Genomic DNA, 5,787 nt, shown 5'->3' with positions numbered 1-5,787 from the left:
CTTCCTGGTAACCTAAAGTCTGGATGCTTGACTAGTGTATCTTCTATCCACTTGATATTCCTATAACAACTACTCTCCGATATACCATATGAAGATGCAACATGAAAATACGTACGGTATTTCCTTAAGTATTCCAACGTCATTAATAGTCTATCTTCCATACACAATATATTAGCCTTACCTCCACTTGCTTTCTTCTTTTGTTCTGCTTCTTCCAGTATTCCTATCATCCTTTCAAATGTCCTTCTCTTGACTCCGCTCAACCTTCGAAAATCCTCTTCTTTGTAGTCTTTGATTCTATCCTACTTTGTCATAGCCTCACTTATCCTCATCTATAAATAATACCAAATTTCAGATTAAATCAGGCAAATGAATTTGAGGATGAGGCTACGTAAGCGTATTGAAATAGCTACGCAAAGCCGAATTTCACAAAATCTGTTTTGAATCATTTAAAAATGGGGCTTTGTATATACTATTCAATAATCACTACATAACGTCTATGTCCTGTACTTCAGATATGGATGTATTGTAAATTCCATATGCTGTTTCTTCTTGATATTCATAATATGCTCCAACACTAAAGCTTGAAACTGTTAGACCACATCTCATCAGTACACCTACTGCCTCATACTCCTTGTTCATCACATTCTCATCTGGCTTGTGTTCCACATCCACACCCAATACAGCCTTCTCCTCAATCATACCTATTATATCCTCTGCTGTATGAGCCTTATTGTCTAACTCCAATCCATCTTCAAATAACCTTATTCTCCATGCAGATTCTAAGCTCTTGATAAATTCTAAAATCCTTTCTACAGGATGTGAGCGCAACACATAAACTTGTAACCACTCAGGCAATTCACTAATCCATCCTAAAAGCTCCTCAAACAGGACTCCTGGTACCTCTTCATCATTCACTTCCACAGTTCCATCCTTTTGCCTAACATCACTACCTATTAACACTGCTACATCACCCCACTCCTGATGCATATCTTCTGTGGACCTTATACTGGGCTTATCTTCTCCATCTGTATCCTCATGGCCAGCTATCTTTTGCTTACCTATGGTATCCTTCCGTCCACTATTTGATGTGGCAGCATTGTTTTCGCTCGTACTGCCGCCTTCTACACTTTCACATTCCTCTAAATATTGCATTTCATCGAAGTCATATCGAAATGCGCTGCACAGAACATTAAGCGAATCCTGAGTATACAAGTAATCCAAAACATGCTCCTTAAGGTAATCAAACTCTTCATCAAATGTGACTTCCCAATGAGGTAAAAACAAACCAGCACGTATCGACAGGAGCTCTCCCCCTTCTAAATCTATCAGAGGAATCTGATCTTTATGCTCTTTCAAATACTTTAAAACATAAGCAAATGTGCTACCTTCCGTAGGATTGCTCATTCTTGGGTTATCTATACAGTGATTTAATACATAAGCAATAGGGGTATAGGGCTTACTGTTGAGAGTTGTTAGTATGCTGGATGTATGAGGTATATCCAGAATCTGCTTCACCATACCTGGCTGCCTAAGTTTAATGGCTCGATCCAGGGCTAAACTCAACACGTCATCTCTTTCAATGTTGGAATGGGCAGCCATAAACTTTGCTATAAATTCTTCTACTTTCCCTTGTTTCAAATATTTACTAAAATTCTTAAAATCACTGGGACTCATCGCGATATTTAACTTTCTTGCCTTCATATTCTTATTCCTCATCTTTATAAATTATGTTTTTTTATCGTAAAGCGGCGAAATTGTATACGGATTCCCAATAAATCGCAGCTTTATACACTATAACACACTTTCATCTACTTCATCCAGAGAACAATCGTGTCGCCTGTAATTTGAACTCGTATTTTCATATACACCTCTATTTATTATACCATTTTCGTAAATAACTTATCTAATAATTGAGGGAGCATATTTGTGCCAAGGTTTGTGTGGTACAATTTTTAATAAACTCGCATACTGAATCCTCTAAAGCTTCCAAAGTATCATATACCTTATTTGTGATCGTATTGCGTTTCAAATATTGCCACCATCTCTCTGTAGGGTTATTCAGGTGAGTAGGTTGGTAGATAAAGAATCTCAATGTTATGCGGTACAACTAAATTCTTCGACCTGTGCCAACCAGCTCTGTCCATTACTACTATAGCTTCACAACCTCCCAAGTATTTCGACATCTCATTCAGAAAAATATTCATCAACTCCGTATTCACATTTCCCGCTATCAAGCTCAAATTATCTCCTCTACACACGTTAACTGCCCTGTAAACATAAAAATTTTGAAACCCAACCTTCATCCTTACTGCCGTACGAACTCCCTTCATAAACCAACTGTGTCCTAACTTAGAATGAGTACCAAATCTAGACTCATCAAAAAAATATACTGCCTTATTTGGACTCTTTTCCCTCACTTCCTTTAGATTTTTTTAACTCCTCATAGAGTTTCTTATCTTGCTTGTAGTGTACAGGACGAGGCGTTATAATACGATAGCTTCATCTTTAACAAAGTCCTATAAACTCCAGCGCTGCTAGTATCTAAATCAAACACTTCCTTTAGCCTTACAACAAGCTTGCTCAATGTGAGATTAGGCTCTTCTTCCAGCCACTGCTTAATAGCATCACAATGATTCTCTTGTAATTTACTCTTTCTGCCTCTACCGGGTTTATAATAAAGACCAGATAATCCATTATCCCTGTAGCCTTTTACCCAAGCTCTTAGTGTATTTGTAGTGATATTGAACACTTTCGATACTACATTAACACCATGCTCCTTTGCAGAAACTATTCCCCTGAGCCTCATTCCTACTCGATTGTCTTCCCGTAAATTACTCAGTTCACGGACCGCCTCTACATATAGTGACTCTGTTATTAGTTGTGGTGATAATCCCATCTCTACCTCTTCTGTTGTTACAAAGATGACATATCTTTCCATTTGATACCCATAACCACGATTAAGTGTGTTCAGAAATGGAGCTATTATAAATCCAAGTACATGATTTACTTGCTCTATAAAAGTATCCTATCAAAAATTGTAGCAATCACAATGTGATGTGATATAATGCCACTCATCACGCAATATTAAATCATGTTAAAATATGCCTACAATGGATCTTCTTCGCATGTACGTAGAGGACGGGGATATAGATGGAGTCAAGGAGTATTTGAACAGTGGAGGAAGCGTTCATAACAGTGACATATCTGGCGAAGTAGCCTTGCACCATGCTGCTAGGTGGAATCGTACTGAGATCCTTAAGCTACTACTTGCACATCCACTTGTAAGAGTTGATGCTCATAATGATGGAAGATGGACAGCACTACATCTTGCTGTTTTTCGCAATCATGTTGATGTTACTCGCCTACTTCTACAACATAAAGCAAACCCAAACTTCTTGGAGGAAGCAGGTAAGACGACGTTACACCTGGCTGTTAGGAACAGTGAACACCTCGATACACTTGAGTTGCTTCTAGAAGCAGGTGCAGAAACAAACATCGTTGATAATAATGGAGAGACACCCTTATCTATCGCGATTTCGTATCGACAAAAAGAGAACTGCATACTCTTGCTCCAATATGGCGCAGATCCATCTCTCTGTAGACCAGAGCTAAGGGATAACAAATTTGTCACAGACACGTCACAGGAAGCTTTTGAGATATTAGAGCATAACGATAAGGCCATATTACAGATGGTTGGTTATAGTTTGGCTCTTTCAAGGTTTTCATTACCTCTTGAGATGATCAAAGAAGTGTGTAAATACTTTGAAAGTCCATATTGGTGGGAAAAATTTGACACTAAAGACATAGTCAAGCTTAGGAAGATTGTTTTGCCCACCTATGCCAGTGAGCTCATGGCACATGAGCTTGAGAACACCGAGACTGGGTCCCTTACCTCAGACATCAACAGAGAAGAAGATACTCACTCCAACACCGACACAAGCCTCGACTCACAACATGACAACAGTGTCTCAGCAGCTGATCAAGACTCAGCTGCCAGTGCGTGTCGTGATGATGACACCGCCTTGACAAATGAACAAGTAGCTCCAAGGAGCAGCCAACAAAAACAACATGAAACTCCAGAAGACAATGATCCAAGCAACATTGTTCCTAACGACATGCTTACATGGATGTCAACTCTACCCACATGGCTCCAGGAGCATGTGATGAGGTTGCACATAGTAGAAAGACTGATGGGATTCTTGGACACTTCCTCTCCTATTTATACTGGTCTCATATCAGGTTACAGAGCTGTGAGCTTTGAAGCAGAGTATACTACGTACTTTACAAAATACGACACTGCTCCACACACTGCTGAAAACGCAAGGGCGACTGACTACCTAACAGAATATCAGGCTGAGTTAGTGGGAGATGGGACTATGGAGTCTGGGCTTTATCCTTTGACGATTGATTGGAACAGCGGCGCAACAGTGGTCTAACTCGTCCGTGCGTCAGAAGTGATGGAGAGGAGAAGATGGGTGTCTAGGTCTTATCCCCCGTAGGTTCGTAAGAGGAGCTGTAAGCTAGGTGAGATGTGGGTTATAGCACGATTCTGCTAAAAGTAGCATCTAATCCTACTGTCCGGCTGTAATACAGGTGTTGTCTCCCTCATAGAAGATTTTCACAAAATATGTGTACCTCTTAACGTCTATTAACCGGTATAGGGTCGCGTTACACCCAATATCCTTCAATTTCACCGTCCATCATCATTCATAAACTATATCATTCCCAAAGGAAGGTGATTCTAAGGACCAACAAGATGTAGATGTAAACTACAATTTCTGACAAATTCAATTTAATACTTGACACCTCTGACTCCATAATGTAGCCTGCGCGCAGGCTATATTACACAAACGAGGTAACTACTGTAACTAGTCCATTCGTCAAAAGTCTAGATTTTGAATATCTGTATTAGAGTGCTGGTCTCAATTCCCGTACGATTTATGTTTTTTGCCAAGGCTTATAGCCAAATGTTGACGTTTGAGGTGCAATATGAGTCTCAGCCTCAATTTTGAGCATGACTCACCCCTCGCTGCTCGTGTCATCCCTTCAACTTTTGACTCCTTGGGGGAAGAGGGGTTACGCAGAGATTAATGGGTTGATAACGTCTCCAATTATACCCTCCAGGTAGTTCCTACCTATCCTCCCGTATTGCTTCAGATGACCTATGATTGGCTCTATTGCGCTCCTTCTCTTCTGCATTAACTTCTCTTCCTTGCTAAGGTGCTTCTTCCTCGTGTTCGGCAGATATACCTTGCTTTTTGCTCTATGGTTATGTCCTCTATACCCGAGATCTACAAAATACTTGCCTGGCTCAATCCCCAACCCTTTCACCGCTAATATACTCTGCTCAAGTGTGTGACCGTCGTAAGGATTGTCGTGGAATGATTTCACTCCCACTACAAAGTTACCTCTACCACTCACAGCTATAGACACTTTATTCCCAAACTCGTATGGCTTATTCAGTTTACCTTTCCCTATACATCCCACCTCAGGTGCATGGAAGCTATAGATGACCTTCTTGTCTTGTTTATACAACTCCTTCTCTCTTTTGTTCAACACTGACTGAGCATGAATATCACGCGCTTTAGACAGAACAATTCTCGCACTATCCTCTAGTATCAGACCTCTATCTTCTATACCTCTTGTCGCTATTCGAAGCAGTCTACCAAGACGAACTTTGATGCTTTTCAGTATCTTACCTCTTACCTTCGCTTTGCTATCTTTCTTATACTTCCAGAGCTTCATCATCCCGTACTTAAAAAACTTCGCATATGTCTCGTTTAG

6 protein-coding genes are annotated in these 5,787 nt (G+C 40.2%); 1 reads left to right on the top strand and 5 read right to left on the bottom strand.

The window, feature by feature from the left end:
• From EDM53_RS03620 to EDM53_RS03605, 4 genes are all read right to left on the bottom strand, one after another.
• On the bottom strand, window positions 1–296 hold a 296-nt coding region (locus EDM53_RS03620), incomplete at its 3' end, for a helix-turn-helix domain-containing protein (RefSeq protein ID WP_130122317.1).
• A gap of 190 nt (window positions 297–486) precedes the next feature.
• Complete coding sequence (locus tag EDM53_RS03615; RefSeq protein ID WP_165379619.1) at window positions 487–1,704, bottom strand: hypothetical protein; 1,218 nt, start codon at window positions 1,702–1,704, stop codon at window positions 487–489.
• Window positions 1,705–2,057: 353 nt separating this feature from the next.
• Window positions 2,058–2,420: a transposase gene (locus EDM53_RS03610; protein ID WP_130122315.1), complete on the bottom strand. Its 363-nt coding sequence runs from the start codon at window positions 2,418–2,420 to the stop codon at window positions 2,058–2,060.
• Window positions 2,421–2,455: 35 nt separating this feature from the next.
• Window positions 2,456–2,941, bottom strand: a complete 486-nt coding sequence (locus tag EDM53_RS03605; RefSeq protein WP_130122314.1) for a helix-turn-helix domain-containing protein — start codon at window positions 2,939–2,941, stop codon at window positions 2,456–2,458.
• A gap of 163 nt (window positions 2,942–3,104) precedes the next feature.
• On the opposite strand from EDM53_RS03605, the gene EDM53_RS03600 reads away from it, so the two are divergent.
• Entirely contained in the window at window positions 3,105–4,439 is a 1,335-nt protein-coding gene (locus tag EDM53_RS03600) for an ankyrin repeat domain-containing protein (protein ID WP_130122313.1), read from the top strand.
• Between the two features lie 640 nt (window positions 4,440–5,079).
• Here the strand turns inward: EDM53_RS03600 and EDM53_RS03595 are convergent.
• The coding region (locus EDM53_RS03595) for a transposase (protein ID WP_165379618.1) at window positions 5,080–5,787 on the bottom strand (708 nt) is incomplete at its 5' end.

The sequence above is a fragment of the Rickettsiales endosymbiont of Peranema trichophorum genome (assembly GCF_004210275.1).
Classification (GTDB): domain Bacteria; phylum Pseudomonadota; class Alphaproteobacteria; order Rickettsiales; family Midichloriaceae; genus RICK02.
Note: the sequence above shows the minus strand (reverse complement) of the source record. Positions and strands in the feature narration are given on the sequence as shown.

What these genes read in the sequence shown, in the direction of transcription:
- EDM53_RS03600 (WP_130122313.1), top strand. Translation starts at nt 3,105, where the DNA reads ATGCCTACAATGGATCTTCTTCGCATGTACGTAGAGGACGGGGATATA.
- EDM53_RS03605 (WP_130122314.1), bottom strand. Translation starts at nt 2,941, where the DNA reads ATGGAAAGATATGTCATCTTTGTAACAACAGAAGAGGTAGAGATGGGA.
- EDM53_RS03615 (WP_165379619.1), bottom strand. Translation starts at nt 1,704, where the DNA reads ATGAAGGCAAGAAAGTTAAATATCGCGATGAGTCCCAGTGATTTTAAG.